This window comes from Streptomyces sp. NPDC057099 (assembly GCF_042671245.1).
Classification (GTDB): domain Bacteria; phylum Actinomycetota; class Actinomycetes; order Streptomycetales; family Streptomycetaceae; genus Streptomyces; species Streptomyces purpurascens.
The window spans coordinates 1-25623 of record NZ_JBHUTX010000041.1 but is presented as its reverse complement, the minus strand read 5'-3'; the positions used below and the strand labels follow the sequence as shown (position 1 = coordinate 25623).

The window sequence follows — 25623 nt, the reverse complement described above, 5'->3', positions numbered from 1 at the left end:
GTCGGAGCCGTTCCGGGCACCCTTTTCTGCCACCGCACACGGTTGCGAACAGCGACCTGACTCCGAAGTAGCCAAGGGTTGACGGCCGGAAGCGCTGAGTGCCTCCGTGAGCCTCTTGGAGCCCCCATCCGCATATCGGGAGTCGGGGAAGACCCGTCGAGGGCGGCACATGCGGACTCAGGTACCGGCAAACCCCCATCAGTGTCGGTGCTACCGGTAGACTGGAGGCAATCCCGCCCCACTCGCTGGGGACCGTCCGGGACAAGCTGAGCAACGCTGATCAAGGCTTACCAACGCAACATGCCGCAGCCGCTCCGGCAACCCGCCGGCGAGCCTGGCTCGTGCTGTGCCAGAAAGGGCGCTTCGTGGCCGATTCCGGCAACCCCAACGAGAACATCCCGTCCACCGACGAAGGCGTGACCAGCGAGGCGATCACCTCCAACGGCGAGGTCACCGCCTCGTACGACGCCAGTGCCATCACCGTCCTCGAGGGTCTGGACGCGGTCCGCAAGCGGCCCGGCATGTACATCGGCTCGACCGGTGAGCGCGGACTTCACCACCTGGTGCAGGAGGTCGTCGACAACTCCGTCGACGAGGCGCTGGCCGGGCACGCGGACACGATCGACGTGACGATCCTCGCCGACGGCGGCGTACGGGTCGTGGACAACGGCCGTGGCATCCCGGTCGGCATCGTCCCCTCCGAGGGCAAGCCGGCCGTCGAGGTCGTGCTGACGGTGCTGCACGCGGGCGGCAAGTTCGGCGGCGGCGGCTACGCGGTCTCCGGTGGTCTGCACGGCGTGGGTGTCTCCGTCGTGAACGCCCTGTCGACCAAGGTGTCCGTCGAGATCAAGACCGACGGCTACCGCTGGACCCAGGACTACAAGTTGGGCGTCCCGACGGCCCCGCTTGCCCAGCACGAGGCCACGGACGAGCACGGCACCACGGTCACCTTCTGGGCCGACCCGGACATCTTCGAGACCACGAACTACTCCTTCGAGACGCTGTCGCGGCGCTTCCAGGAGATGGCGTTCCTCAACAAGGGTCTGCGGATCAACCTCGCCGACGAGCGCGAGTCGGCGAAGGCCACGGCCGGTGCGGACGAGGCCGGTGAGGACGAGAAGCACGAGGTCAAGGCCGTCTCGTACCACTACGAGGGCGGCATCGTCGACTTCGTGACGTACCTCAACTCCCGCAAGGGCGAGGCGGTGCACCCCACCGTGATCGACCTGGAGGCCGAGGACAAGGACAAGCTCCTGTCCCTCGAGGTCGCCATGCAGTGGAACGGCGGCTACACCGAGGGTGTGTACTCCTTCGCCAACATCATCCACACGCACGAGGGCGGTACGCACGAAGAGGGCTTCCGGTCCGCGCTGACCTCGCTGATCAACAAGTACGCGCGCGACAAGCGGCTGCTGCGGGAGAAGGACGACAACCTCACGGGTGACGACATCCGCGAGGGTCTGACCGCGATCATCTCGGTCAAGCTGAGCGAGCCCCAGTTCGAGGGCCAGACGAAGACCAAGCTGGGCAACACCGAGGTCAAGACCTTCGTCCAGCGGGTCGTCTACGAGCACCTGGCCGACTGGCTGGACCGCAACCCCAACGAGGCCTCGGACATCATCCGCAAGGGCATCCAGGCGGCCACCGCGCGCGTGGCGGCCCGTAAGGCGCGCGACCTGACGCGCCGCAAGGGCCTGCTGGAGACGGCCTCCCTCCCGGGCAAGCTGAGCGACTGCCAGTCGAACGACCCCACCAAGTGCGAGATCTTCATCGTCGAGGGTGACTCCGCCGGCGGCTCGGCCAAGTCCGGCCGTAACCCCGAGTACCAGGCGATCCTCCCGATCCGAGGCAAGATCCTCAACGTCGAGAAGGCGCGGATCGACAAGATCCTGCAGAACCAGGAGATCCAGGCGCTGATCTCCGCCTTCGGCACCGGGGTCCACGAGGACTTCGACATCGAGAAGCTGCGCTATCACAAGATCATCCTGATGGCGGACGCCGACGTCGACGGCCAGCACATCAACACCCTGCTGCTGACCTTCCTGTTCCGCTTCATGCGGCCGCTGGTCGAGGCCGGGCACGTGTACCTCTCCCGTCCGCCGCTCTACAAGATCAAGTGGGGCAAGGACGACTTCGAGTACGCGTACTCCGACCGGGAGCGCGACGCCCTCATCGAGATGGGCCGCAATGCCGGCAAGCGCATCAAGGACGACTCGGTGCAGCGCTTCAAGGGTCTCGGCGAGATGAACGCCGAGGAACTGCGCATCACGACCATGGACCAGGAGCACCGCGTCCTCGGCCAGGTCACCCTCGACGACGCCGCCCAGGCCGACGACCTGTTCTCGGTCCTCATGGGTGAGGACGTCGAGGCCCGTCGCGCGTTCATCCAGCGCAACGCCAAGGACGTCCGCTTCCTCGACATCTGAGTCGGTCTCAGCTGACCGCACCAGGAAGGACCTTCACCAGCAATGACCGACGAGAACACTCCCGTGACGACGCCCGAGGGTGACGCCTTGGCCATGCGCGTCGAGCCGGTCGGGCTCGAGACGGAGATGCAGCGCTCGTACCTCGACTACGCGATGTCCGTCATCGTCTCGCGTGCGCTGCCGGACGTCCGCGACGGCCTCAAGCCCGTCCACCGCCGCGTGCTGTACGCCATGTACGACGGCGGCTACCGCCCCGAGCGCGGCTTCTACAAGTGCGCCCGCGTCGTCGGCGACGTCATGGGCAACTACCACCCGCACGGCGACTCCTCGATCTACGACGCGCTCGTGCGCCTCGCCCAGTCCTGGTCGATGCGCATGCCGCTCGTCGACTCCAACGGCAACTTCGGCTCTCCGGGCAACGACCCGGCGGCGGCCATGCGCTACACCGAGTGCAAGATGGCGCCGCTGTCGATGGAGATGGTCCGTGACATCGACGAGGAGACCGTCGACTTCACGGACAACTACGACGGCCGCTCCCAGGAGCCGACCGTCCTGCCGGCCCGCTTCCCGAACCTGCTGATCAACGGCTCGGCCGGTATCGCGGTCGGCATGGCGACCAACATCCCGCCGCACAACCTCCGCGAGGTCGCGGCGGGTGCCCAGTGGTACCTGGAGAACCCCGAGGCCTCGCACGAGGACCTCCTGGACGCGCTGCTCGAGCGCATCAAGGGCCCCGACTTCCCGACCGGCGCGCTCGTCGTCGGCCGCAAGGGGATCGAGGAGGCGTACCGCACCGGCCGCGGCTCCATCACGATGCGCGCGGTCATCGAGGTCGAGGAGATCCAGAACCGCCAGTGCCTGGTGGTGACGGAGCTGCCGTACCAGGTGAACCCGGACAACCTCGCGCAGAAGATCGCCGACCTGGTGAAGGACGGCAAGATCGGCGGCATCGCCGACGTCCGTGACGAGACGTCCTCGCGCACGGGCCAGCGCCTGGTCATCGTGCTGAAGCGGGACGCGGTCGCCAAGGTCGTCCTGAACAACCTGTACAAGCACACCGACCTGCAGACGAACTTCGGCGCCAACATGCTGGCGCTGGTGGACGGCGTGCCGCGCACGCTCTCGCTCGACGCGTTCATCCGCCACTGGGTGACGCACCAGATCGAGGTCATCGTCCGCCGTACGCGCTTCCGGCTGCGCAAGGCCGAGGAGCGGGCGCACATCCTGCGCGGTCTGCTGAAGGCCCTGGACGCCATCGACGAGGTCATCGCGCTGATCCGGCGCAGTGACACCGTCGAGATCGCCCGCCACGGCCTGATGGACCTCCTGGAGATCGACGAGATCCAGGCCAACGCCATCCTCGAGATGCAGCTGCGCCGGCTCGCGGCCCTGGAGCGCCAGAAGATCGTCCAGGAGCACGACGAGCTCCAGGCGAAGATCAACGAGTACAACCAGATCCTCGCCAGCCCGGTCCGCCAGCGCGAGATCGTCAGCGAGGAGCTGGCCGCGATCGTCGACAAGTACGGCGACGACCGCCAGACGAAGCTGATCCCCTACGAGGGCGACATGTCCATCGAGGACCTGATCGCCGAGGAGGACATCGTCGTCACGGTCACCCGGGGCGGCTACATCAAGCGCACCAAGACCGACGACTACCGGGCCCAGAAGCGCGGCGGCAAGGGCGTGCGCGGCACGAAGCTCAAGGAAGACGACATCGTCGACCACTTCTTCGTGTCCACCACGCACCACTGGCTGCTGTTCTTCACCAACAAGGGCCGCGTCTACCGCGTCAAGGGCTACGAGCTGCCCGACGCCGGCCGGGACGCGCGCGGCCAGCACGTCGCGAACCTGCTCGCCTTCCAGCCGGACGAGGCGATCGCCGAGATCCTGGCGATCCGCAATTACGAGGCGGTTCCCTACCTCGTCCTCGCCACCAAGGCCGGACTGGTGAAGAAGACGCCTCTGAAGGATTACGATTCGCCCCGTTCCGGCGGTGTGATCGCCATCAACCTCCGTGAGCAGGAGGACGGTTCGGACGATGAACTGATCGGAGCCGAACTGGTCTCGGCAGACGATGATCTGCTTCTGATCAGCAAGAAGGCCCAATCGATCAGGTTCACCGCGTCGGACGAAACCCTGCGCCCCATGGGCCGTGCCACCTCGGGTGTCAAGGGCATGAGCTTCCGCGAGAGCGACGAGCTGCTCTCGATGAATGTTGTTCGACCCGGTACGTTCGTGTTCACTGCCACAGACGGCGGGTACGCGAAGCGGACCAACGTCGACGAGTACCGCGTCCAGGGTCGCGGCGGCCTCGGCATCAAGGCCGCCAAGATCGTCGAGGACCGGGGCTCCCTCGTCGGCGCGCTGGTGGTCGAGGAGACCGACGAGATCCTCGCCATCACGCTGTCGGGCGGTGTGATTCGTACGCGAGTCAACGAGATCAGGGAAACCGGCCGTGACACCATGGGCGTCCAACTGATCAATCTGGGCAAGCGCGATGCCGTGGTCGGCATCGCTCGCAACGCCGAGGCGGGACGCGAGGCGGAAGAGGTCGACGGCGACATCGTCGTCGACGAGACCGCCGAAGGCGCCGCGGCCACCGGCACGGACGAGGGTGAGGCGCCCTCGTCTGAGTAGCACGAGGAGTGAGTCAGCGTGAGCGGAGCCACGGGCGCCGGACCGAGCGGTACCTCGACGGGTACGGACACGGACGACGGCGGCCGTGGCTCCGCCGCGCGTGCGGCGGACCCGCACACGACCAACCTCAAGGCGGTCAAGCCGGCCGCCGAGGACGACTCGCCCTCGCCTGACACGCATGGATCCCAGGGGGGAACTGTGACGGACACCCGAGGTCCGCAGACCCAGCAGCACAGCGCTGGAGCGGGCCCGGCCGCATCCGGCGCCCAGCCACAACCGCAGCCGCAGCCCAAGGGGGCCGCGCGGGAGCAGGGCACCTCGCACACGGCCTCCCCGCTGCCGGGGGAACGGCAGGCACAGCAGCAGGCCGGGCCGTACCACCCGCCGCAGGCCTATCCGGCGCAGCAGGCGGCGGCCGGTGCCGGCGCCGGTGCCTCCGCCGGTGCCGCACGGCGGCCCCGCACGGGAGCGGCGCGCACCGTGCCGCGCGTCCGCAAGGCGCGGCTGCGGGTGTCGAAGGCCGATCCCTGGTCGGTGATGAAGGTCAGCTTCCTGCTCTCCATCGCGCTGGGCATCTGCACGATCGTCGCGTCCGCCGTGCTGTGGATGGTGATGGACGCGATGGGCGTCTTCTCGACGGTCGGCGGCACCATCTCGGAGGCGACCGGCTCGAACGAGTCCAACGGCTTCGACCTGCAGGCTTTCCTGTCGCTGCCCAACGTCCTGATGTTCACGTCGGTCATCGCGGTCATCGACGTCGTCCTGGCGACGGCCCTCGCGACCCTCGGCGCGTTCATCTACAACCTGTCCGCGGGCTTCGTCGGCGGTGTGGAGCTGACGCTCGCCGAGGACGAGTGACACGACCCCTTTGACATGGTTTGACGTTGTCCCGACAACCGATTTTGGGACTGCCCATGTCGTGCGCTAATCTTCAGGAGTCAGCGCGCGGGACACACCCCCGCACAGCGCGGCGGGGCTATAGCTCAGTTGGTTAGAGCGCATCCCTGATAAGGATGAGGCCACAGGTTCAAATCCTGTTAGCCCCACCAGCGAAAAGACCCCCAGTCGGTAGCGACTGGGGGTCTTTGACATCCATGGCTGACATCAGCCGATGAGTGGATCTTCCAGAAGCTCGGCGAGCATGCCGACCGCTTCCCGCTCGCTGTCCCCTACCACGTGCGTGTAGACATCCATGGTCATGCTGATCTGGCTGTGTCGAAGGATCGCCTGAGCGACCTTGGGATGCACCTTCAGGAAGGCGAGCAGGGTGCCGCAGGTGTGCCGGGCGAGGCGGACCGTGATCCGGCGGACGCCTGCGCGCTTGACGAGCCGATCGAAGGTGCGGGAGAAGCCCACCGGGTCGATCATGCCGCCGTGCTCCGAGGAGAAGATCAGGTCCTTACCCCGCTCCTGGGACCAGTGCTCACCGGCGATCTTCCGTTCCAGGGCTTGCAGCTCGCGCCGCTCCTCCAGGACCCGGGCGCAGAACTCGGGAAGCGGGAGCACGGCCTGTGAGGACTCCGTCTTGAGGTCCTTGAGGACCAGGCCGACGCCCTTGACCCGCTGTACCTGTTTGACCGGGGTGAAGCGGCCAGCCTCGAAGTCGATGTCCTGCCAGCGCAGCCCGAGCACCTCGCTGCGGCGGAGCCCGAGGACCAGGACGAGGACGCAGGCCGCGTAGAGCCGGTGGGCGCGGACCGACCGCAGGAACGCGATGGCTTCCCGGGCGTTCCATGCCGTGCCCCTGTCCTTGGTGACCTTGGGCATGTCGACCAGGAGCGCGACGTTGCGCGTGATCAGCTCCTCGCGCATGGCCCGGTTGAGGGCGTTGCGGAGGACCCGGAGGACCTCGAAACGGGCCGAAGCGCCGACTTTCTCCCGAGTCAGAGCTGCCATGAAGACACGGATCTGCGCCGGGGTGAGCTTGATCAGCGCTTTCTTGCCGAGGTGAGGCAGCAGATAGAGCCGCACCTTGGACTCGTACTTCACGTACGTGTTGTGCTCGCGTTCCGGCTTGACGATGTGCTCCAGCCAGTAGGCCAGCCACTCGCCGAGCGTCCAGGACCGGGACGGGACCGGGATGCCGTTGCGCTCCTGGTCTTGGAGCTTGCCGAGCTTCTCGTTCGCCTCGTCCCAGGTCTTGCCGTACACGTACTTGCGGACTCGGTTGCCGTCGGTGTCGGTCACGTACGCGGCGCCCTGGTACCGGCCATCGGACCGCTTAGTGATCGTGCCGCCACCGTTGGGCCGTCGCTTAGCCATCAGGCAGCCTCTCCGATCTGGCCGGCGATGAAGTCGCCGACCGCGTGAGCCGGTATGCGCCGGCAACCGTCGACCTTGATGGACACCAGGCGGTGCGTGCGGATCAGGTCGTAGACCTTGGTCCGGCCCACCTTCAGCCGCGCCATGACCTCCGGCACGGTCAGGAGCTCGGGGGCGGCGGTGGTCATGTTGCGGCTCCTTCCAGTTCGAGCAGGGCGGGTAGTTCCTCGCGGGCGATTTCGCGGTTGTGCTGGATGTCGCGGCGGATGTTGGCGGCGATCCAGGATTCGCCGGGGGTGTGGCCGTGGCCGGCGTAGGTCCAGTGGGCGAGGGTCAGGGTGGTTGCCTCTTCGTCGTCGGGGTCGGGCAGGCCGAGGGCTTCGCGTTGTTGGGCGGCGCGGTAGTCGGCGCGGGTCTGGCGCAGGGCGCCGAGGGTGGTGGAGTACTGGCGGGACTTGGTGGAGAAGTGGCCGCGAAAGCCGAGCATGTGAGCCCAGTCCCGGAGCTTCCGATCGGGATAGAGCGGATGCAGGTCAAGGCACGCTTCGATCAGTCGGCGGGGGTGGTCGGGCACGCCGAGCAGGACTAGGGCTTCCTTGTTGCCGACGCGGCGGTCGACGGTGCCGGTGGTCTCGGCTGCCTTGGTGGCGTACTTGGCCACATAGGAGGCGACGGCCTGTTCGGTGATCTCCTCGCCGTGGCCGAAGGCGCCGATCGGCTGCACGTCGAGCTGCGTACCCCAACGCAGGACGCGGGCCGGTTGAGTGTGGACCGGTTCTTCGGGGTTCGGCTGGTACGAAGCCGCGGGGACGTCGACCGAGACACGACCAGCAGCGGCGCGGATCGAGTCGGCGAGCAGGTCGAGCGTGGCCCAGGCCGGCGGCGGGTCATCGGGCCCGTCGGGGCCATCGAAGCGGATCACCGCGTGGAAGTGGACGGCCCCGCGCTTCTGGTATTCGGCGACCTTGCCGAAGGAGACCCGGGACTGTTCTTTGGCAGCCTTCTGGGTCAGCCCGGCCCGCTTGGCGATCTCGCGGCGCAGGTAGATCGTGAAGTAGCGCCACAGCTCGGAGGCGTGGTTGTTCCACAGCACGGCGCCGGCGTAGTCGTACGTGGCGGGGTCGAGCGGTGTGCCGAGTTCGGGGGCGTCCTCGCCGTGGTGTTGGCCGCAGAGGCAGGGCCGGTTGCCGGGGCGGTTGTGGACCGGGCCGAAGGACGGGGCGGTCAGGGTGGCGAAGACCCGGGGGTGATCCCGGATTGTGTGCGGGGTGCCCTTGGCAGGGTCACCGACGAGTCCGGCGCGGATGAGGTGATAGGTGTCTCCGGCGTAAGTCCAGGCGCAGGCCGGGCAGCGGGAGGCACGGCGGTTACCGCAGGCGACCCGGAGCCGGCCGCCGGGCTCGGTGTCGGTGGAGTACGAGTGCAGGACCTGCCCGGTAGCCGCGTCACGGGTGACGGTCGAGCCCTGGAGGTGGATGGGGTCGGAGCAGCCGCCGGTGCGGCGGATCTGTTCTTGGATGCGGTCGAAGCCGGGAGACCCGGCCACCCTCAGCACGTCGGAGAGGGTGGCCGGGTCCAGGCCCGCCATGGTGGCGGTGTCGGTCACGCTGTCACCTCTTCGTGTGGGCGGAGCCGTGGTTGGACTCCCAGCCCTGGACCAGGAGGCGGACCTGGGCGTCACCGTTCGCGGTGGCGCGCGCGCCGCAGTGGCACACGGCGGACCCACGGGCCGGGGCGTCCGGGGAGGGCTTGCTGATGTGCAGGCCGGGACGGTCCGGGTTCGGCGTCAGGTCGCCCATGCCGGTCACCTACCGGCCCGCGCGAGGGAGGCGGACAGGATGCCGCCCGTGCCCTGGCAGGTCGGGCAGTCGACGCGGAGGGTGGCGCGGGTGCCGTCGGCGTGGCGTCCACCGGTGGTGATGGCGGCGGTGGCGAAGCCGTCGCAGTCGCGGCAGAGGGGCGTGTTCTGGGCGTGCTGGGGCATGATGGGGCTTCCCTTTCGGGTCCGTTGGATCTGGATGGGTGGAGCCGTCCGGGGCGGCGGATACTTGGCGGTAGAGGCCGCCCCGGGCGGGCGTTACTTGCGGCGGTTGCGTCCGCGCGGGATGGGCGGAATGGAGTCGTAGCCCTCGCGGCCCTGCTCGAACGAGGCACGGTCGCTGTCGCTCATGCCGGACGTACCGATCTGGCGGTTGATGCGACCCATGGCCTTGCGGTCGCCATGGCGCTTGGCGATGGCGTACTCGCGGCCCAGCTCAGCCATCTCAGGGTTGGACGGGGTGTCATTGCTCTTGCGGCTGAAGATGCCCATGTCAGCGGTTCCTTTCGGCGTTGAGGAGCGAGCGGAGGACGACCGCGCACACGGCCACGGAGGTGGCGGTGATGGCGACCGCGAGGAGCATGGAGACCAGGACCGCGCCGACGACGAGGACCACGGCGCCACCGCCGGCGGCGAGGGCGAGCGCGCTGCCGGGGGTGAGCTGGACGGTGGGCCGGTTCGAGACCGGGGCGACCGGGACCGGGACCGGGGCGGACGGCTGGACGGGCGCTGGGGTGTGGGCGGTCGGGGCGGTGGCCGTGGCCGGGGGTGCGCTGTCCTGGGGCGGGTATTTCGGCGTGAGCACGAGGCGTTTCCCTTCTACTTGAGGACGGTTCCGAGGGTGGGGGCGAGGAAGCTTCCGGCGACGAGGTAGCCGCCGATCAGGAGCACGGCGACCAGCCACCACGGCGGGCGGGCGAGCTTGACGCCGAGCCATCCGACGACGAGCAGGGCGAGCCAGAGCGGTACGTCCATGGCGAGATCTCCTCTCAGGCCTTGCAGCGGTGGGTGCGGGCGGCGAGTTCGGCGCCGGCGCGGGTGTCGTAGTCGGCGGCGAAGCCGCAGCCGGGGGCGGTGCAGGCGGCGGTGTGCTTGTCGCGGCCACGGCCGTCGTAGGCGGTGGCGACCTGCACGGGGCCGATGCGGATCACGTTGCGGAAGCGGCGGTTGGCGGTCATGGGCGGTTTCTCCCTTCTGGTCAGGTGAGTTGGAGTTCGGCGGCGATGGCGTCGGTCATCGGGGCGGGCAGTTGGAGCCGGGCGGACAGGGCGTCGGCGGGCATCGGTGAGCCCGTGGAGGCGCGGTGGGCGTCGGCGATCTTCCGGGCGTGGTCGAGCAGCGCGGCCGGAACCACAGGGGCGCCGGGCGGTGTGGGCTGTGCCGGGGCGGGGGTCAGCTCCGGCACGGTCTCGGCCGGGGCGGGGTCGGGTTCGTCGGTGCGGTGCATCTCGACTTCCGGCGCCGCCGATTCGTCCACAGGCTGTGCAGGAGTGGCCGGGGCGTCGGGCGAGTGGACCAGGAGGGTTCCGCCGAGGAAGGCCAGGGCGGGCCAGCCGGCGACGAGGATGCGCAGCCAGGCGGGCACGTGGGTCAGATCGAGCAGGCCGGCGGTCGCGATGTTCGCGCCGAGCGAGGCGAACAGGGCGATGACGAACCAGGTCCAGGCGGAGCGGTCGCGGCGGGCCGTGCGCAGCCGACGCCAGGCGGCGACAAGCAGCAGGTCGACCGAGACCGGGTAGGCCCAGGCCTTCCAGCCGGTCTGTCCGGCAGCTTCCGCCAGGTCGTGCAGGTGGGCGAAGGACAGCGCGCCGGCGATGACGGCCTGTACGAGTACGGCATCCGGACGGATCGAGCGGGACATAGGAGGCACCTCCCTTCAAGGGGAGTCGGGCCAGGGGCGGGCGGGGAGCGGTGTCCAGCCGCCCGGCCCCGGCGGGGGTTCAGTCGGTGGAGGCTTCGCCGGACCCGAGGCAGGTCAGGCACAGGCCGGTCTGCTGGCCGACGGGCCGGCGCTTGCGGCCGACGTGGACGGTGCGGGAGACCTCTCCGGAGCCCTGGCAGGTCGGGCACTTCGCGGGCTCCGGCGTGGTGGCCTTTCGCGTCGCCATAGCGATCACTCGCCCTCGGTGGCGGGGTCACGGACGTAGTCGTCGGCGTGGTCGACCAGCCACGTTTCGATCTCACGGTGTTCGTCGAAGTCGGCGGTCCGGAACACCGCTTCGGCGGTCTCGACAGCCTCAACGAACCGGGTCTGTCGGGTCAGTTCGGCCGAGCGCTCCAAGGCCCGGCGGGTGGAATCACGCATGGGGATCACTCCGTTTTCGGCATGGCTCGGGTAGGGACCTGGCGCGATGCGGTCGCGCCTACCGTGGTGGAGCGGGGCTGCTAGTCAGTGACCGGACGGGGCTTGACCATCGACGGACCGGCCGCCGGCGCGGGGGCGGGCACGTAGGGGCGGAAGGGATCGAGGACCGGCAGCTTCGGGACCAGGTGGGCGAACTCCCGGCAGGTGGCGGCCACTTCGTCCCGCGAGGTGTTCGGGGTGCGGATCTTCGACCAGCCGCCGGAGGCGTCAGCCGCGACAGCGGTGCCGGGGCGGTTCATCTGGATCAGGCTCGCGGCCGGGACCGCGTCCGGGGCCACGTCCGCCAGGCCCATTTCGGCGGTCTGCTTGTCGTTGACGCGGTGCACCACACGGCCGGTGAGCTGAGCCCGCAGCATGGTCGCGCCCTTGCCCAGGTCGGAGCCGAAGCGCTGCCCGCAGATCTCCAGGTAGATGCCGATCGCACGGGCCAACTGTGCCAGCCGGATCAACGCCGTGACGATCCGCTCCCGGCGTTCCTCATCCTTCCTGGAGGAGATCAGGAACAGTTCCGCCACCTCGTCGACCAGGACGACCACCGGCACCGGCCGCACCTTGTCGGGCAGTTCCCACAGGTCCGAGACACCGTGACGACTCAGCAGGTCGAAGCGGTCTTCCATTTCCGCGACCAGGATGCCGAGTAGCGAGGCGGCATCATCGGGGGTGGTGACCAGCGCCGACAGGCGGGGCGCGAAGGCGGACTGTTCCACACCGCGCTTGCAGTCGACCCCGACCAGGGCCACCGGCAGTTGAGCCAGCCCCTTGATCAGGTTGCGCTGATACATGGACTTGCCGGAGTGGTTGGCGCCCAGGGTGAGTGCCATCGGTGCCTTGCGGTAGTCCCGCTCGAACGCGGTCCCGTCCTCGCGCACCGCGACCGGAACGGCCATGTCGTGCGGGCGGGCCTTGCGGGGCATCCGCACCCGGCGCAGCACGTCATAGCCGGTCATGCGCAGTTCCACGAAGCCGGGCTTCGTCTCGACCACGGTCACGGAGTGGACGCCCCAGGCGTGCCGGAGCCGTTCCGAGGAAGCGATCACGTCGGCGGGCTCCAGGCCGGCGGGAAGCCGCAGGGTGACCCGCAGCCCCGTCGACGTGCCGCGTACCCGGCGGATCTTCGGCGGGACCGGCTGCACCTCCCGGCGAGCGACGTTGCGGGTCATGAACGCCCGCAGTCCCGACGGGTGCACCGTCAGCCCGCACACGTCCATCGTCGAGCGGTACGAGAGGATGAAGCGGCCCCAGGTCACCGGCATCCCGACCAGCGACCAGTACACGCGCGGAGCGCGTACCTTCGCGTAGCCGAGACCACCGGCACCGGCTAAGGCGCCCGTGGCCTCCAGCCACATCGTCAGGTCGGTCATGGTCAGGCCACCGGGGTGATCGCGACCGCACGGAACGAGATCCCGTGCCGCTTCTGGCCGTTGAACTCGTTCTCCCAGTCACGCGCCTTCAGGCCGATGACCTTCACCGGCATACCCGGCGCCAGACCCTCCGGGTAACCCGTCTCCGGGACGGTCACCTGGTACAGGTTCCCCTCCCCCTCATCCGAGACCAGAAGGCCCACCGTGGAGAGACCCACGTCCGGGTTCTCCCGGTCCATGGCCCGCTCCCCGGTCTTCTTGTTCACGAGCTTCGGCTCCGGCGCAGTCGCGACGAACACCACAGCAGTCGAAGTGTCGATCTTGAAAGACGGCATAGCTGTCCCCTCGTCCCTGAGGCCGCCCCTTGTGAGCAACCTCTCTAGAGATGACTCAATGGAACAGCACATCTCTAGAGACGTCAACAGATCTCTAGAGAGGTTTCAGGTTGGCCACTGAGGCCAGCCGCAGTTGTGCCGGCCAACCCAAGTCCCCCTAAGGTGTCTAGAGAGGAAAGGAGGGATCACATGGCCACCCAGGGCAGCGGACGCCAGTCGAAGTACCAGCGCATCGCCGACAAACTGAGGGAAGCGATCCAGGCAGGCGAGTACGGCCCAGGCGATCGGCTACCAGGAGAGAACGACCTCATGGCCACGTACGAAGTGGCCCGCATGACCGCAAGGCAAGCACTTGGCGTGCTCCAGAACGAGGGCTTGGCCGAGTCCCGCAAGGGCGCGGGTGTGTTCGTACGCACCTTCAAGCCGCTCAGGCGGCGGGGCATACAGCGACTGTCCCGTGATCAGTGGGGTTCGGGGCGTTCGATCTGGTCGGCGGACATTGGGGACCGCACACTGGTCGTCGATCAAGTGCAGGTATCCGAGGTGGCTGCACCCGATCGGATCAATCAGGTGCTCGGTATCGAGGCCGGCGCTTCGGCTTGCGTGCGAAGCCGACGCTTCGTGCTGGACGAGAAGCCCGTCCTGTTGTCCACGTCCTATCTGCCTGCTGATCTAGTGGCAGGTTCAGCGATCACGCAGGAGAACACCGGGCCCGGCGGCACGTACGCCCGCTTGGCAGAGCTTGGCTACAAGCCCGTGCACTTCCGCGAGGAAATCCGCTCCCGGATGCCGTCGCAGGAGGAAGCAAGCCGGCTCCAGCTCTCCACCGGCACCCCCGTGATCATGATTTGCCGCACGGCGTTCGCGGACGAGGGACGCCCTGTCGAGGTGAACGAGATGATCCTTGACGCTAACGCGTACGTGCTGGAGTACGACTTCGACGCCTGATCAGGCAACCCAGGTCCGAGCATCCCTCGCCGCACCGTAGATATGCGCCACCCGGTCGGCGTCGAACATCGGCGCCAGGCCCGACAAGACGCGGTCGAGGTGCTCGACAGCTAGGACGAGCACCGGCGGGTTCGCGTTCTTGACCGTGAGCTTCGCTGCGTGCACCACGGAGATCACGGGGCGGACGGGCACGTCGATTCCACAGGACCGGGACAGGGCGCGAGACACACGGCGTGCCTCGGACTGACTGACGGCGATGTGACGCTGCACGGACCCGTTCACTGTGATCGCGGAGTCGCCGTACCAGACGGCCTTGCCCCGGTGCCGTTTGGAATTGATGGAGAAGACGCCGGCCGGACCGATGGCGAGGTGGTCGATGTCCGCGCCGCTCGCCCACTGGATGGCATGGAGGGTGAACCAGCCGCGGCTCCGAAGGCTGTTCAGTCGTTTGCCGGTGATGCGCTCGCCTGTAAGGCCATCTGACCAGCTACGGATCTCCGACTCAGGGCGCCAGCGATCAAGCAGTCTCAGCAGTGGGTTCGGCTGCAACTCATGGATCTTGCGGCGCACCGCGTCGCCCGGTCGGTTCCGTGCCAAGTCCTCTAATAGCGGCTGCACCCTGCCCCCTCGTGCGCGGATCTCTCCCAGATCACCACGGAGGCGTGACCAGCGCCAAGACCCGTACTGGCCATGAGCTGTTACAGGTTTCTCTACCTCATCAAGCCCCGGCTGCGCTCCGCTCCGCCGGGCGCGCTTCCCGGCTCTGGCTGCGCCCGCGCTCCTGCCTTCGGCCCGCTCGGCGCTGCCGCCGCCGACGCGCGCCCACATGTGGATAGGGCCGGGTGGCCATGAGTCGATCACCGCATAGCGCGGCCCATGGTCAAGACGATGCCTCCGGCGGGGGATCGGCCGGCACCGGGATGGAGGGGGCGCCGTTCCCGAGTGCAGGTCCGTAGTGGCGTGCGCGGGGAGCTTCCATCCCGTCCACCGTCGACCCAGGCAGAGCCGAGCAGACGCGGCCCATGGCGTCCAGGTCGTTCGTACAGTGGCGCGCTCCACCTGGACGCCATGAACCACGCCCGCTCCACGGTGTGTGGGTCGACGGCGGACGGGATGGAAGCTGGGGTGAGTGGTGGGTGAAGGGGGTCTGTCAGTGGGTGCCGGTAGCCTGAAAGGTTCGCGGCTACCCCCACATCTAGTGGTTGGAAGACCTGATGTGCCCACAAGTTGTGGTCACTGGACCCCATTTGAGCCACAGGAGGCGCTATCCTTCTCGACAGCGCGAAAGACCCCAGTTCAGAAGGACTGACGCGGGGTCGGTACCTGTTCGAACTGGGGTCGTATGCGTTCCTAGGCGCCCGTCGACCCTACACGGCTCCGCCCTTCACCCAGAAGGGCGGGGCGTATCTCGAGCGGTATCCAGCTCGGAGGGTAGGTGATCAGGATGGCCAAGAAGCTCACGCCGGGTACGCCGGCGCCGAAGTCGGGCCAGTACAAGGTCCCCGGCTCCAAGACCGAGGTCACGGCCGTGAAGGGCAAGCCCCTTCCGCCGACGCCCAAGGCTGGCCAGGGTTACAAGCTCGTTGATCCGACCAAGCACAAGCCGAAGGGCAAGTGACCTGAGGGGCAGGTTCTCCGGGACCTGCCCCTCTGGCTTCCACCGACGACTTCTTAGGCAGAGGCATCACGATGAAGGCATATCCCGACTTTGGTCACCCGGAGGGCATCGACCCCAGCCCCTGGTTCAAGATCAAGGGTGACAAGCTGTACCCGGACTTCGGCCACCCCAAGGGCATCGACCCCAGCCCCTGGTACAAGCTTCGCTAGTGGCTGAGACTCCCTGACGTTGGTCGTCAAGCCCGCCCTCGCTGTCTGACACCAGTGACTGACACCAACAGGTCCGGACAGCAGCGGTCAGCGCCGGACTTCAGCGGACCATTCGTCGAGGCACAGAGACGGTGACCGATGTCGACGGCGCACCGTGATCGACCTGATAAGGATGAGGCCACAGGTTCAAATCCTGTTAGCCCCACCAGCATGATGAACCCCCAACCGGTAGCGGTTGGGGGTTTTCTGCGTCCTGAGGGGCGTGTCCTAAGGGGGCGTGGGCGGGGCATGAAGAAGCCCGGCGGCTCTGTCGAGCTGCCGGGCCTGTACGCAGGGTCGCCGTGCGGATGGGTCCGAGGGTGGTTCAGCGTTGCAGGGGGGCGAGATAGTCCGCCGTGGGTTCGGATTCCGCGTCGGTGTCCGCGAGGGGGCGGTGGCGGCAGCGGGGGGTCTTGCCGTGGGCCTCGGCCCGGATGCGCTGTTTCATCGTGGGGGGCAGGGCTTTCGCCAAGGACGCGGGAGATGTCGCCGATGCCGTTCGCTGGTGCGGGATGCGATCGCTGCCGCTGTTGCGCTCCGGCTCCGCCTGCGGTACTGCCGCGGTGGCGGTCGTGGTGACGAATCCGAGCTTCGTGCACAGCGCCAGGAAGGCGCTGACGATGGCGGTCCACAGCTTCATGACCTTGTTCCGGGCCATGGCCCCTCACTTTCGGGTCGGGCGATTTGCGTACTTTCCTCATGATGTGTATGAGGGTCGAGAAGTGGTGGACCGACGCCCGTGGCGCGGCGATGTTCCGATGAACACCACTCGGATGGACGCAGGAGGGGCGAAAATATAAGGAGAGAGGAGGAAGGCGCCCAAAGTAACCGTCCGTCGGGGTGTGATCACCCTCCGATCGGAGTGGTGGACTCCGCTTCTATCCCGGTTGCCCGGACGGGAGTTGAGGTCCGACTCAGGTCACCGATCGGTATCGGTCGGTGTGTATAGTCGGGCGCCAGAGGTCCCCTACGTCAACGAAAGACGAGGTCGCGCGGTGAAGAAGCTTCTCCTGGTCGCACTGGCCGCCATCGGCGGGCTCCTCGTGTACCGCCAGATCCAGGCGGATCGCGCCGAGCAGGATCTGTGGACGGAGGCGACTGACTCCGTGCCCACGGGTTCGTGAGTCACGACATCCAAAGCGAGCACACCCCGGCCGCCTCGCGGTCGGGGTTTTGTGTGTCCTGGGGCCGGCCGTACGGGCAGGATGGGCCACGGCTCACGGAATTTCGTCGTTGAGGGGTGGCGCGTGAGGGGACGGGGTCGTACGGCGTGGGGGCGTGCGGGCGCGTGGCGGGGGCGTCCGTCGGTGGCGGTGCGCCTTGGCGTCGTGGGGGTGGTGCTGGGTGCGACGGCCGCCGTGGTGCCGGGCCGGGCCGCCCTGGCCGCCGACCTGGCCGTCGCCGGGGCCTCCGGTGCGGACTCCGGCGCGACCCTGACACCGAGCCCGTACGCCTTCGCCGACGGTGCCCGGAGCGTCGAGGGGGCGCGGAGCACCGCGGACGCCCAGGTCCTGAAGCCCGGCACCGCCTACAAGAGCTCGCTCCCCAGCAGCGGCAAGGTCAACTACAGCATCGAACTCGACGCCGCCTCGAACGCGTACGTGTCCGTCACCGCCGCCCCCTCCCCCGACAGCACCGTCTCCGTCATCGACGGGCTGCGGGTGTCCATGCAGGACGCCGAGGGCAATTCCTGCTCCGTGGACACCGCGAGCTTCGGCGCCGCCCGTAGTCCGCACCCGATCGCGGCCTGGGGCATGCGCGAGATCTCGCCCGCCAAGCCTCTGTGCCGGAAGGCCGGCACCTACTACGTCTCCGTCGAGCGGGTCGACCCGAAGGGCGAGGGCTCCTCGCCGGACGCCTGGGACCTGGAACTCCTCGCCATGACGGAACCGCGGACGGCGAAGACCGGCGCGACCAGCGCGCCCGAGGCGTGGAACTCCGCCACGCCCCAGCCGCTCCAGGGGAAGGCGGAGCGCCGCCGGGGCGGTGCGGGATTCGCCGGGGCGACGCCCCTCGACCAGGGCGTCTGGCGGGACTACCTCCGGCCCGGACAGACGGTCTTCTACGAGGTGCCGGTCGACTGGGGCCGGCAGCTCCACGCCACCGCCGAGCTGGGCAGCACGGACTCCGGCGGCACCGGCTACACGACCGGCGCCCTTGACCTGGCCCTCTACAACCCCGCCCGCGGCCATGTCGCCGACGTGAGCGTCGGCTACGACGGCGACCAGAATTCCGGCAGCCTGCCTCCCCTGCCGCCGGTCGACCACGCCAACCGCAATGCCGCCGTCGGCCAGGTCGGCGCCCTGCGCTTCGCCGGCTCCTACTACCTCGTCGCGCATCTCGCCGAGAGCGTCGCCGACAGCTTCGGGGACGGGCCGTTCGCGATGACCCTGCGCGTCCGGGTGAGCGGAGCGGCGAAGAGCGGGCCCGCGTACACGGGGGAGTCCGAGCCCGCGGGCGTCTTCGAAGTCTCGGACCAGGAGCGGGAGGCGGCGGCGGAAGGCGTGGCCGGGGGCGACGACACCGCGATGAGGGCGCTCGCCGTGGGCGGCATCGGCACCGGGAGCGCGCTGCTGGTGGGGCTCGGGGTGTGGACCGTGATGGCCCGTCGGCGGGGTCCTGCCCGGTAGCGCCGGTTCCTCGCCGGGGCTCATGCCCATGCGGGCTCAGATGCGGGTCAGGGCCCAGAAGCCGACGGCGTAGCAGGCCAGCGCGAGGAGCAGGAGCGGGACCGCCACCTTGGCCGGAGGGCCGGGGCGGCGGCGCGGCCGTTCCGCGCGATGCCGTGAAGCGGGCCGGGCGGGCTGGGCGGGCGGAGGGGCCTGTGGCGCTTGTGGGGCCTGGTGTGGGTTCTGGGCGGTGTACGAGGCCGTGGAGGTGCCGGTGGAGTAGTGCGCTGCGGGGGGCAGGGGCTGACCGGGGTGGCCCTCGTGGCCGGCGTACGCCGGTGGGAGCGGCTGGGAGGTGTGCAGCCGGTGGGTGGTGTCGTAGGGCGGGCCGTCGGGCGCGGGGGAGTACGTGCCGGTGGCCTGCGGAGGCGGCAGATGGAAGCTGCCGGTGTCCGACATGGAGGCAGGCTGAGCAGGCGTGGACGGGGTGGCTGACGGGTCGGTCTCCTGGCGCGGGCCGGGCGGTACGGCCTCGGGGGACGGCCAGGCGTCGCTGTGGTCGCCCGACGGTGCCTCGTCCGTTCTCGGGCCGGACGGCTCTTCCCTGCGGTCCTGCCGACCCAGCCCCCGCGCTCTCTCCAGCGGGCCCTCGGGGGCGAACCCCGGGGGCAGCGGGCCGAGTTGGTCGAAGATCTCGATCAGCTCGTCGTCCGGGCCGGGCTCCGGGAGGAGTTCCGCGGCGGCGGCGAGCGCCTTGCGCGCCCCCGTGGCCGTACGGAACCGCGCCTGCGGGTCCGGCTGCAGCAGGGTGGCCACCACCTGCCACAGCGGCTCCGGGATGCCCTTGGGCGCGCCGGGCGTCCCGTGCTCGGCGAAGTACTGGATGAGCGCCTTGCTGTCCGGCTTGGCCCCCTCCAGCAGATACAGCGCGACCAGTCCTACGGCGAACAGGTCGGCGGGGAAGTCGGGTTCGGCGCCCATCAGCTGCTCGGGCGCGAGATAGCCGGGCGTTCCCACGACGAGGTTGGTCTCCGTCAACCGGGGTTCGCCCAGCCGCATGGCGATGCCGAAGTCGGACAGCCGCAGCCGCGGCCGGCCGGTGCCGGTGGCCTCCAGCAGCACGTTGGCCGGTTTGACGTCACGATGCACGACGTCCTCCGCGTGCACCGCGGCCAGCCCCGCCAGCAGCTGGTCGAGCAGGGTGCAGACGAAGGCCGGTGGCAGAGGGCCGTAGTCCCCGACGAGGTGGGCCAGGGAACCGCCGGCCACCAGGTCCATGGTGAACAGGACCTTGTCGTCGTCGGCCGCCCAGCTGGAGGGGGCGAGCACATGGGGGTGGTCGATCCGCAGGGCCTGTTCGCGCACGAAGCGCAGCAGCGAGTGCGCGTCGCTCTGGAGCAGGACCTTGGCGGCAACATAGCGGCGGCGGCGGTGGTCCCAGGCGCGCCAGACGGCACCGACCCCTCCGCGCCCGATCGGGTCGACCAGTTCGTACCGGCCGGCGAAGACCTCACCCATGGCTGTACGTCGCTCCTCCCCCTGCGGCTTTCCCCCTTGCTTCCCCCGCGCCGGGCGCTACGACTCCCCGACGAGCGAGAGGACTCCCCCGATGAGTGATACGACTCCCCCGTCGAGCGGGAGAACCCGCTCGCTCCGATCGGTCCCCCGTGCGTGACACGCCCCCTCGTGCCCGCCCGTGCGTGGTCCCCCGTCACGCCGATCGGTGTCCCCCGTCAGATCACTCCGCGTCGGCTGCCGAACCCCCTTCGGCGGCCGGGCGGTGTGATCAGCTCTGGTGGGACTGGTAGTGCGCGACCGCGTCCGAGGTACGGCCGGCGCCGTACACCCGGAGGAACTCTGCCAGTTCCGGGTGGGTCGGGGCGAGGGTCTCCGCGGCCTCGATGATGTCGCCAGCCGCCGCGACCGAGCGCAGCAGCGACTGGATCTCCCGGACCACGCGCTTGACCGTGGGCGCTCCCGAACTGGTCGTCGTCTGCGTGGTGTTGCTCAGCACCGAACCCCCCTGTGACTTCTTGATCTCCTCCATGCGCTCAGTGGCCTCGGCCGCGCTCACGCTGCCGTCCGCGACCTGTCCGGCCAGGTCCTGCAGCAGTTGCACGCGCTGCACGACGGCCGGGTTGCCGATCTTCGCCCGCTGCCCGCTCATCAGCTGCGACAGCATCGGTGCGGACAGTCCCAGAACCCCCGCGAGACGAGCCTGGTTGAGACCAAGATCGTCGATGAGCCTACGGAAGAGCGCCCCCAACGGCTCCCCGTACCAGTTCCGCTGCAGTTCCCGCGCTCTTGCGGTGGCTTCCTGCTGTGCGGCGTCCATTGCGTCTCCCCATCGCTTCCCCATGTACGGCGGTTCGCGGTAGCGAACCACGCCGAGCATCTTACGGAGAGTGGTCGGCGACGGGGACCCCCAATCCTTTTGCGGAATCACGGGGGTGACCCGGTACTCTGGTCTCCGACGCCCGCCGGGACGTGCTTCGTCCGGGCGGATGTCCCCTTCCGGGGCCTTAGCTCAGTTGGTAGAGCGCTGTCTTTGCATGGCAGATGTCAGGGGTTCGACTCCCCTAGGCTCCACTTGATCAGACCCCTCTGAACTGCGGAAACGCAGGCAGGGGGGTCTTCTCGTGCCGGTCGGCGCATCGGGTCAGGCAGTGTTCACGGGTTCGGCCTTGTTCACGTCGTACGTGCCGAGGTGGCGGTTGAGGACGACCCAGGCGATGGAGGTCGCGAGGCCGCAGGACGCGATGACCAGGGCCGTGGTGGGGCTGAGGAACTGGGAGACGGTGCCGCCCACGATCGCGCCGACGGGTTCGAAGCCCAGCGTCGTGAAGCGCATGGCGGAGGTGACCTGGCCGATCATGTGCGTCGGCGTCACCATCTGCTTGATCGTCTCGCTCATGACCAGGTTCACGACGATGGCGAAGCTCCACAGGAACATCCCCGCGGCCACGGCGAGGAACCGCAGCAGGGAGGAGTCCAGCAGTCCGGAGCCGGGGACGAGGAAGGCGCCCACGGTGGGCACGACCAGGGACAGGACGTAGAGCAGCCGGGTCCGCACCCTGCTCATGAACGAGGAGGCGGCCGTCGCGGACAGGACGCCGCCGAGCCCTCCGGCCGCGCTCGCGAGACCCACGAGGAGGGGGCTGAAGCCCAACTCCTTGACCACGTAGAAGGTGTAGACGGCGAAGAACATCGCCGTGAAGAAGTTGAAGTGGGCCGCGGAGACGATCACCGGTCGCAGGATGGGGTGGGAGAAGGCCCAGGTGAAGCCGGTCAGGGCGCCCTTGACCGTCTCCTGCTCCGGCTCCTGGTCCGCGTTCTCCCGCTCGGCGTCCTCGACCTCTGTGGTCTCCGCGCCCTTCTTCGTACCGTCTCCGGATCCCAGCAGCAGCACCGTGCTCGCGACGTAGCTGCAGACATCGGCGACCAGGGCCATGGGCGCGCCCAGCGCCTGGACCAGGATCCCGCCCAGGCCCGGGCCCGCGACCTCGCTGACCGCGGTGCTGCCCTCCATATACGAGTTGATCTTGGGGAGTTGGCGGCGGTCGAAGGTCAGCACCATGTGGGAGGACAGCGCGGAGTCGTACAGAAGGGTGAGGGCGCCGACCAGGAAGACGGTCGTGAAGAGCAGGGGGATGCTCAGCAGGTCCAGCGCGTAGGCCACCGGGATCATCCCGATCAGCAGCAGGCGCGCGATGTTCGCCGTCACCATGACCGACCTGCGCGGGTAGCGGTCGGCGGTCATGCCCACCCACAGCCCCAGGAGCAGCACGGCCAGCGACTCGGCGCTGCCGAGCAGGCCCATCTCGAACGCGGAGGCGTCGAGGGTTTCCAGGGCGAGCAGCGGGATGATGACCACGCTGGCCTGGGTGCCGAACAGGGACACCGTCTGGGCGGTCCACAGGTTTCTGAAACTGCGGTCTTTGAGCACGTCTGGACTCCTGGCGGCACGCCGGTAGATCTGATGAGAGCGGTGCGGACGTCACCGCACGGCCCTGCCGGTGGCGGCCAGAGCCGTGCGGGGATCAACAGCCGGACGCCGAAGGCTCGTTGGGGCGGGCCGTCGTCCGTGAACGGCCGCTACTTGGCCGTGCCGAAGTGTACGGCGATGGAGTAGCGCACCCAGGACCGCGAGCGGATCCCGCACACGCTGTGGTGGTATCCGGGGTTGATCCGCAGGAGTGCCACGCGTCCCTGCTCGGGCTGGGTGGCCAGGGCGGCGCCGCTGGGGGCCTCCACCACGAGTTCACCGCCGTCGCCCGCGGCCCACCCGGGGGAGAGGAAGAAGACGAGGCCGAAGCGCCGGTCGTCGAAGGTGTCGGAGTGGCGGCGCAGATAGTGGCCGGCCTCGTACTTGGCGATGTCGGCCGAGCGGAAGGAGACCCGCTCGCCGAAGGCCTCCGAGAACGCGTCGGCCACGTCGGTGCTCTTGAGCGCGGAGATGAAGGCACGGATGCCCAGGGCGTCCCGGGGGATGTCGCGCAGACAGCCGCTGCGCGAGAAGCGCCGCTCCGGAGGAGCCTCGGCGAACTCCTCGGCGTCGCACGGCTTCACGTTGTCATCGGGGGTGAGCAGCCAGTGCTCCGTGGCCCAGGTCGGTAAGGCCGCCAGCTCGGAGACGAGGGGGTGTGTCATGTCCGCAGGCATCAGAGGCAGGCTGGTGGCCGGAGCGTCGCTTCCCGGCCGCAGCCGGCCGAGTGCTTCCGCCACGGGGGCCGCGGTCAGCATGCCGATCGTCTTGCCGTGGAAGGCGATCGCGGCGTCCCTGCTCATGTGGTCCATGACGGAAGCGCTCTGCGCCGAGTCCTGCATCTTGCCTCTCCTTCGGTCGGTAGGGGCCCGCGTCCAGTGATCAGCGGGCCCTGGTCACCCGGTTCTCGTCCCACACCGGTTCCTGCGTCTGCACCACCTCGCCGTCGGAGCGGAAGAGGAGGTAGCGGTTGAAGGAGCTCGCGAGCCAGCGGTCGTGGGTGACCACGACGACCGTGCCGTTGAACTCCTCGATGGCCTGCTGCAGCGCCTCGGCCGAGACCAGGTCGAGGTTGTCCGTCGGTTCGTCGAGCAGGAGCAGCGTCGCGCCGCCGAGTTCCAGGAGCAGGATCTGGAACCGGGCCTGCTGTCCTCCGGAGAGCGTTTCGAAGCGCTGGTCCGCCGCGGCCGCCAGCTCGTAGCGCGAGAGCATGCCCGCGGCGGCCCCGCGGTCCAGGCCCTCGCGGATGCCCTCACCGCGGCCCATGATCTCCACGAGGGTCTTGCCCACCCACTCCGGGTGCTGGTGGGTCTGGGTGAAGAAGCCGGGTACGACCCGGGCGCCCAGCCGCCAGGAGCCCGCGTGGTCGACGTCGAGTCCGGCCAGCAGCTTCAGCAGGTGGCTCTTGCCTGAGCCGTTCGATCCGAGCACCGCGACCCGGTCTCCCAGGTAGATCTCCAGGTCGAACGGCTTCATCAGCCCGGTCAGTTCCAGCCGCTCACAGGTGATGACGCGGGTTCCGGTACGGCCGCCCGTCAGCCGGGGGACCACACGCTGCTCCCGGGGCAGCTCGGGCGGCCGGCCGGCTTCCTCGTACTTGCGCAGCCGGGTCTGGGCGGCGCGGTAGCGGGGCGCCATGGCGGCGCTGATCTTCGCCTGTTCGCCGAGGGTGTGCACCAGGTCCTTGAGCCGCTCGTGCTCCTCGTCCCACCGGCGGTGCAGCTCGGCCAGCCGTTCGCGCCGCGCCTGGCGGGCTTCCTTCCAGCCGGTGAAGGAGCCGCCGTGCACCCAGGTGCCGCGGCCTTCGAGAGCGACGACCTTGGTGGCGACGTTGCCCAGCAGGGCCCGGTCGTGGCTGACCAGCAGCACCGCCTTGTCGGTGGTGCGCAGCTGCTCCTCCAGCCACCGCTTGCCCGGGACGTCGAGGTAGTTGTCCGGCTCGTCGAGGATGAGCACCTGCTCGCGCCCGCGCAGCAGCGCCTCCAGGACGAGGCGCTTCTGCTCGCCGCCGGAGAGGGTGTTGACGTCGCGGAAGCGGGCGCGGTCGAAGGGCATGCCGAGCGCCGCGGTGGTCACCACGTCCCACAGCACCTCGATCTCGTAGCCGCCGGCCTCGCCCCAGGTGCTCAGCGCCTCGGCGTACCGCATCTGCGTGGGCTCGTCGTCGCGCTCCATCAGCTCGAGTTCGAGGGCGTCGATGTCCGCCGCGGCCGTGGCGATCCGTTCGGGGGCGGCGGCCAGCAGCAGATCGCGCACGGTGGACTCGTCCCGCACCGAACCGATGAACTGCGGCATCATCGCCAGGCCGCCCTGCACGTGGACGGTGCCGGCCCGCGGCTTGAGGCGCTTGCCCGCCACGTTGACCAGGGTGCTCTTCCCCGCGCCGTTGTGGCCGATCAGCGCCGCGACCTCCCCTGCCCCCACGGAGAAGCTGACGTCTGCGAACAGTGTTCGCCCGTCGGCGAGATTGCAGCGGACGCTGTTGAATTCAAGGAATCCCATGATTCTGAGCTTCGTTCTCTCGCTTTGGAAGATGCGCTGTGTGCGGCGCGGAATTCAACGCTCCGGTTTTAGGTGGTCCGCCCAAGGGGTTCACTACCCCTCCCCGGTGGCCCTTCAATCCCCCCGCATCAATCCCCCCGTAGTGCGGCGTCAAAGGCGTTCACGCGTTTCACGGATCCTGCCTGGCCAGATCTCTGAACACAAGGGGAAGAAATGTCCGTGTTGCAGGCATTGAGCATGCTTTGCGGTGAAAAATAAATCAGGATGAGGGACGCTTGACAAGGGCCTGTCTGAATGGTGAAGCTTCCTGACGTCAGAGCAATTCAGTTCCGCTGCACATGAGGAGCGACAGTGAACGAGAACGTTGCTGAGTCCGCAATTCAGGTTGCCTCGCAGGAGCAGGATGACATCTTCTTCATCGAGGAGATGGACGTGGCCGACGCCGCTCAGGTGATGGTCCACCGCTGTTGACAGAGTGAGCGGGTGTGCGGCCCCTGTCTCTTATACA

The 25623-nt window shown here is 68.7% G+C and carries 29 protein-coding genes and 2 tRNA genes; 10 read left to right on the top strand and 21 right to left on the bottom strand.

The window, feature by feature from the left end; genetic code table 11:
• The first annotated feature begins 365 nt into the window (after positions 1-365).
• The 4 genes from gyrB (at position 366) to ACFT4A_RS33075 (ending at position 6112) form a co-directional block, all read left to right on the top strand.
• The gene (gyrB, locus tag ACFT4A_RS33090; protein ID WP_382837609.1) at positions 366-2426 is read left to right on the top strand and encodes a DNA topoisomerase (ATP-hydrolyzing) subunit B; all 2061 of its coding nucleotides are present in this window, start codon (positions 366-368) and stop codon (positions 2424-2426) included.
• Between the two features lie 42 nt (positions 2427-2468).
• A complete protein-coding gene (gene gyrA, locus ACFT4A_RS33085) occupies positions 2469-5063 on the top strand; it encodes a DNA gyrase subunit A (RefSeq protein ID WP_382837606.1) in 2595 nt (864 codons plus the stop codon).
• 18 nt (positions 5064-5081) lie between these two features.
• Positions 5082-5921: a DUF3566 domain-containing protein gene (locus ACFT4A_RS33080; protein WP_382837603.1), complete on the top strand. Its 840-nt coding sequence runs from the start codon at positions 5082-5084 to the stop codon at positions 5919-5921.
• 114 nt (positions 5922-6035) lie between these two features.
• Positions 6036-6112: transfer RNA gene (locus tag ACFT4A_RS33075), tRNA-Ile, on the top strand.
• 55 nt (positions 6113-6167) lie between these two features.
• On the opposite strand, the gene ACFT4A_RS33070 is transcribed toward ACFT4A_RS33075, so the two are convergent.
• The 14 genes from ACFT4A_RS33070 to ACFT4A_RS33005 all read right to left on the bottom strand — a co-directional run bounded on the left by ACFT4A_RS33070 (position 6168) and on the right by ACFT4A_RS33005 (position 13205).
• Positions 6168-7250: a tyrosine-type recombinase/integrase gene (locus tag ACFT4A_RS33070; RefSeq protein WP_382837600.1), complete on the bottom strand. Its 1083-nt coding sequence runs from the start codon at positions 7248-7250 to the stop codon at positions 6168-6170.
• Positions 7251-7324: 74 nt separating this feature from the next.
• The gene (locus tag ACFT4A_RS33065) at positions 7325-7513 is read right to left on the bottom strand and encodes a helix-turn-helix domain-containing protein (protein ID WP_382837597.1); all 189 of its coding nucleotides are present in this window, start codon (positions 7511-7513) and stop codon (positions 7325-7327) included.
• Positions 7510-8931, bottom strand: coding sequence for a replication initiator protein RepSA (repSA, locus tag ACFT4A_RS33060; RefSeq protein WP_382837594.1), 1422 nt, complete (start codon positions 8929-8931; stop codon positions 7510-7512). The genes ACFT4A_RS33065 and repSA overlap by 4 nt, the downstream gene beginning before the upstream one ends.
• 4 nt (positions 8932-8935) lie before the next feature.
• Positions 8936-9124 carry a hypothetical protein gene (locus ACFT4A_RS33055; protein WP_382837591.1) on the bottom strand — a complete coding sequence of 63 codons (189 nt, stop codon included), beginning with the start codon at positions 9122-9124 and terminating at the stop codon, positions 8936-8938.
• Between the two features lie 5 nt (positions 9125-9129).
• The gene (locus tag ACFT4A_RS33050; protein WP_382837588.1) at positions 9130-9309 is read right to left on the bottom strand and encodes a hypothetical protein; all 180 of its coding nucleotides are present in this window, start codon (positions 9307-9309) and stop codon (positions 9130-9132) included.
• A 93-nt stretch (positions 9310-9402) separates the two neighbouring features.
• Entirely contained in the window at positions 9403-9636 is a 234-nt protein-coding gene (locus ACFT4A_RS33045; RefSeq protein WP_382837585.1) for a hypothetical protein, read from the bottom strand.
• A gap of 1 nt (position 9637) precedes the next feature.
• The gene (locus ACFT4A_RS33040) at positions 9638-9949 is read right to left on the bottom strand and encodes a SpdD protein (protein WP_382837582.1); all 312 of its coding nucleotides are present in this window, start codon (positions 9947-9949) and stop codon (positions 9638-9640) included.
• 14 nt (positions 9950-9963) lie between these two features.
• Positions 9964-10119, bottom strand: a complete 156-nt coding sequence (locus ACFT4A_RS33035; RefSeq protein WP_382837579.1) for a hypothetical protein — start codon at positions 10117-10119, stop codon at positions 9964-9966.
• A gap of 14 nt (positions 10120-10133) precedes the next feature.
• Complete coding sequence (locus ACFT4A_RS33030; protein ID WP_382837576.1) at positions 10134-10322, bottom strand: mobile element transfer protein; 189 nt, start codon at positions 10320-10322, stop codon at positions 10134-10136.
• 20 nt (positions 10323-10342) lie between these two features.
• Positions 10343-11005 carry a DUF2637 domain-containing protein gene (locus ACFT4A_RS33025; protein WP_382837574.1) on the bottom strand — a complete coding sequence of 221 codons (663 nt, stop codon included), beginning with the start codon at positions 11003-11005 and terminating at the stop codon, positions 10343-10345.
• 79 nt (positions 11006-11084) lie between these two features.
• Positions 11085-11252, bottom strand: coding sequence for a hypothetical protein (locus tag ACFT4A_RS33020; protein WP_382837572.1), 168 nt, complete (start codon positions 11250-11252; stop codon positions 11085-11087).
• Positions 11253-11257: 5 nt separating this feature from the next.
• Positions 11258-11449: a hypothetical protein gene (locus tag ACFT4A_RS33015; RefSeq protein WP_382837569.1), complete on the bottom strand. Its 192-nt coding sequence runs from the start codon at positions 11447-11449 to the stop codon at positions 11258-11260.
• Between the two features lie 80 nt (positions 11450-11529).
• Complete coding sequence (locus tag ACFT4A_RS33010) at positions 11530-12870, bottom strand: FtsK/SpoIIIE domain-containing protein (protein ID WP_382837566.1); 1341 nt, start codon at positions 12868-12870, stop codon at positions 11530-11532.
• 2 nt (positions 12871-12872) lie between these two features.
• Positions 12873-13205, bottom strand: coding sequence for a hypothetical protein (locus ACFT4A_RS33005; protein WP_382837564.1), 333 nt, complete (start codon positions 13203-13205; stop codon positions 12873-12875).
• A gap of 189 nt (positions 13206-13394) precedes the next feature.
• Here ACFT4A_RS33005 and ACFT4A_RS33000 point away from each other — a divergent pair, with 189 nt between their 5' ends.
• On the top strand, positions 13395-14153 hold the full coding sequence (locus ACFT4A_RS33000; RefSeq protein ID WP_382837561.1) for a GntR family transcriptional regulator: 759 nt from the start codon (positions 13395-13397) through the stop codon (positions 14151-14153).
• Here the strand turns inward: ACFT4A_RS33000 and ACFT4A_RS32995 are convergent, their stop codons facing one another.
• Complete coding sequence (locus ACFT4A_RS32995; RefSeq protein ID WP_382837558.1) at positions 14154-14723, bottom strand: nuclease-related domain-containing protein; 570 nt, start codon at positions 14721-14723, stop codon at positions 14154-14156.
• A gap of 874 nt (positions 14724-15597) precedes the next feature.
• Here ACFT4A_RS32995 and ACFT4A_RS32990 point away from each other — a divergent pair.
• Entirely contained in the window at positions 15598-15771 is a 174-nt protein-coding gene (locus ACFT4A_RS32990) for a hypothetical protein (protein WP_167516023.1), read from the top strand.
• 71 nt (positions 15772-15842) lie between these two features.
• Positions 15843-15980 (top strand): hypothetical protein, encoded by a 138-nt coding sequence (locus ACFT4A_RS32985; protein WP_382837554.1) that lies wholly within the window; start codon positions 15843-15845, stop codon positions 15978-15980.
• 364 nt (positions 15981-16344) lie between these two features.
• On the opposite strand, the gene ACFT4A_RS32980 is transcribed toward ACFT4A_RS32985, so the two are convergent.
• Positions 16345-16677, bottom strand: coding sequence for a DUF6344 domain-containing protein (locus tag ACFT4A_RS32980; protein ID WP_382837550.1), 333 nt, complete (start codon positions 16675-16677; stop codon positions 16345-16347).
• Between the two features lie 337 nt (positions 16678-17014).
• Here ACFT4A_RS32980 and ACFT4A_RS32975 point away from each other — a divergent pair, with 337 nt between their 5' ends.
• Positions 17015-17143 carry a DLW-39 family protein gene (locus tag ACFT4A_RS32975; protein WP_003999697.1) on the top strand — a complete coding sequence of 43 codons (129 nt, stop codon included), beginning with the start codon at positions 17015-17017 and terminating at the stop codon, positions 17141-17143.
• Positions 17144-17326: 183 nt separating this feature from the next.
• Positions 17327-18649, top strand: a complete 1323-nt coding sequence (locus ACFT4A_RS32970) for a hypothetical protein (RefSeq protein WP_382837547.1) — start codon at positions 17327-17329, stop codon at positions 18647-18649.
• A 36-nt stretch (positions 18650-18685) separates the two neighbouring features.
• Here ACFT4A_RS32970 and ACFT4A_RS32965 read toward each other — a convergent pair whose 3' ends face one another.
• Positions 18686-20146 (bottom strand): protein kinase, encoded by a 1461-nt coding sequence (locus tag ACFT4A_RS32965; protein WP_382837545.1) that lies wholly within the window; start codon positions 20144-20146, stop codon positions 18686-18688.
• A gap of 268 nt (positions 20147-20414) precedes the next feature.
• Positions 20415-20963, bottom strand: coding sequence for a DNA-binding protein (locus ACFT4A_RS32960; protein WP_189727172.1), 549 nt, complete (start codon positions 20961-20963; stop codon positions 20415-20417).
• Positions 20964-21144: 181 nt separating this feature from the next.
• Here ACFT4A_RS32960 and ACFT4A_RS32955 point away from each other — a divergent pair.
• A tRNA-Ala gene (locus ACFT4A_RS32955) sits at positions 21145-21217 on the top strand.
• 70 nt (positions 21218-21287) lie between these two features.
• On the opposite strand, the gene ACFT4A_RS32950 is transcribed toward ACFT4A_RS32955, so the two are convergent.
• The 3 genes from ACFT4A_RS32950 to ACFT4A_RS32940 all read right to left on the bottom strand — a co-directional run bounded on the left by ACFT4A_RS32950 (position 21288) and on the right by ACFT4A_RS32940 (position 25115).
• Positions 21288-22574: an MFS transporter gene (locus ACFT4A_RS32950; protein ID WP_382837542.1), complete on the bottom strand. Its 1287-nt coding sequence runs from the start codon at positions 22572-22574 to the stop codon at positions 21288-21290.
• Positions 22575-22723: 149 nt separating this feature from the next.
• Entirely contained in the window at positions 22724-23455 is a 732-nt protein-coding gene (locus tag ACFT4A_RS32945) for a 2OG-Fe(II) oxygenase (protein WP_382837539.1), read from the bottom strand.
• A 40-nt stretch (positions 23456-23495) separates the two neighbouring features.
• Entirely contained in the window at positions 23496-25115 is a 1620-nt protein-coding gene (locus ACFT4A_RS32940) for an ABC-F family ATP-binding cassette domain-containing protein (protein WP_382837537.1), read from the bottom strand.
• Between the last annotated feature and the right edge of the window lie 508 nt (positions 25116-25623).

Bases quoted from the DNA above. Each gene is read 5' to 3' on its own strand.
- gyrA (WP_382837606.1), top strand. From the start codon at position 2,469: ATGACCGACGAGAACACTCCCGTGACGACGCCCGAGGGTGACGCCTTG.
- ACFT4A_RS33065 (WP_382837597.1), bottom strand. From the start codon at position 7,513: ATGACCACCGCCGCCCCCGAGCTCCTGACCGTGCCGGAGGTCATGGCG.
- ACFT4A_RS33055 (WP_382837591.1), bottom strand. From the start codon at position 9,124: ATGGGCGACCTGACGCCGAACCCGGACCGTCCCGGCCTGCACATCAGC.
- ACFT4A_RS33050 (WP_382837588.1), bottom strand. From the start codon at position 9,309: ATGCCCCAGCACGCCCAGAACACGCCCCTCTGCCGCGACTGCGACGGC.
- ACFT4A_RS33045 (WP_382837585.1), bottom strand. From the start codon at position 9,636: ATGGGCATCTTCAGCCGCAAGAGCAATGACACCCCGTCCAACCCTGAG.
- ACFT4A_RS33035 (WP_382837579.1), bottom strand. From the start codon at position 10,119: ATGGACGTACCGCTCTGGCTCGCCCTGCTCGTCGTCGGATGGCTCGGC.
- ACFT4A_RS33030 (WP_382837576.1), bottom strand. From the start codon at position 10,322: ATGACCGCCAACCGCCGCTTCCGCAACGTGATCCGCATCGGCCCCGTG.
- ACFT4A_RS33025 (WP_382837574.1), bottom strand. From the start codon at position 11,005: ATGTCCCGCTCGATCCGTCCGGATGCCGTACTCGTACAGGCCGTCATC.
- ACFT4A_RS33020 (WP_382837572.1), bottom strand. From the start codon at position 11,252: ATGGCGACGCGAAAGGCCACCACGCCGGAGCCCGCGAAGTGCCCGACC.
- ACFT4A_RS33015 (WP_382837569.1), bottom strand. From the start codon at position 11,449: ATGCGTGATTCCACCCGCCGGGCCTTGGAGCGCTCGGCCGAACTGACC.
- ACFT4A_RS33010 (WP_382837566.1), bottom strand. From the start codon at position 12,870: ATGACCGACCTGACGATGTGGCTGGAGGCCACGGGCGCCTTAGCCGGT.
- ACFT4A_RS33005 (WP_382837564.1), bottom strand. From the start codon at position 13,205: ATGCCGTCTTTCAAGATCGACACTTCGACTGCTGTGGTGTTCGTCGCG.
- ACFT4A_RS33000 (WP_382837561.1), top strand. From the start codon at position 13,395: ATGGCCACCCAGGGCAGCGGACGCCAGTCGAAGTACCAGCGCATCGCC.
- ACFT4A_RS32990 (WP_167516023.1), top strand. From the start codon at position 15,598: ATGGCCAAGAAGCTCACGCCGGGTACGCCGGCGCCGAAGTCGGGCCAG.
- ACFT4A_RS32985 (WP_382837554.1), top strand. From the start codon at position 15,843: ATGAAGGCATATCCCGACTTTGGTCACCCGGAGGGCATCGACCCCAGC.
- ACFT4A_RS32980 (WP_382837550.1), bottom strand. From the start codon at position 16,677: ATGGCCCGGAACAAGGTCATGAAGCTGTGGACCGCCATCGTCAGCGCC.
- ACFT4A_RS32965 (WP_382837545.1), bottom strand. From the start codon at position 20,146: ATGGGTGAGGTCTTCGCCGGCCGGTACGAACTGGTCGACCCGATCGGG.
- ACFT4A_RS32960 (WP_189727172.1), bottom strand. From the start codon at position 20,963: ATGGACGCCGCACAGCAGGAAGCCACCGCAAGAGCGCGGGAACTGCAG.
- ACFT4A_RS32945 (WP_382837539.1), bottom strand. From the start codon at position 23,455: ATGCAGGACTCGGCGCAGAGCGCTTCCGTCATGGACCACATGAGCAGG.
- ACFT4A_RS32940 (WP_382837537.1), bottom strand. From the start codon at position 25,115: ATGGGATTCCTTGAATTCAACAGCGTCCGCTGCAATCTCGCCGACGGG.